The following is a 632-nucleotide window of genomic DNA, read 5'->3' as shown; positions in this document are numbered from 1 at the left end:
GTTATATCTATTCTAAATCGGTTTCATAGTTCCAATAGTTAAAACCTTTCTGTATAGTTGTTTTAATAGTTAACAGCAAAAGGAAATAAAATGTCGATACAAGAAATTTATGAGAATCAAGAAACCGGCTACGAATATGCCTTCCGGCAAATCGTTTTATAAACCACTGACCATTTTGCAAAGGAAATCATCATGACTACCTCCAAATGCCCAGTTACCCACCTGACCATGAACAACGGCGCACCTGTTGCCGACAATCAAAACAGCCTGACCGCAGGCGCGCGCGGCCCGTTGCTGGCGCAGGATTTGTGGCTGAATGAAAAACTCGCCGACTTCGTGCGCGAAGTCATCCCCGAACGCCGTATGCACGCCAAAGGTTCGGGCGCGTTCGGTACGTTCACCGTGACACACGACATCACGAAATACACCCGCGCCAAAATCTTCAGCGAAGTCGGCAAAAAAACCGAGATGTTCGCCCGTTTCACCACCGTGGCAGGCGAGCGCGGCGCAGCCGATGCGGAACGCGACATCCGCGGCTTTGCGTTGAAGTTCTATACCGAAGAAGGCAACTGGGATATGGTCGGCAACAACACGCCCGTATTCTTCCTGCGCGACCCGCGTAAATTCCCCGA

1 pseudogene is annotated in these 632 nt (G+C 50.3%); it reads left to right on the top strand.

The annotated features are described in order from the left end of the window. Positions 1 to 192: 192 nt before the first annotated feature. Positions 193 to 632, top strand: a pseudogene (gene katA, locus ACTHUM_RS17365) (catalase KatA); the annotation flags it as partial.

The organism is Neisseria sp. P0021.S006 (assembly GCF_051956895.1).
This window is presented reverse-complemented; position numbering and strand designations above follow the sequence as displayed.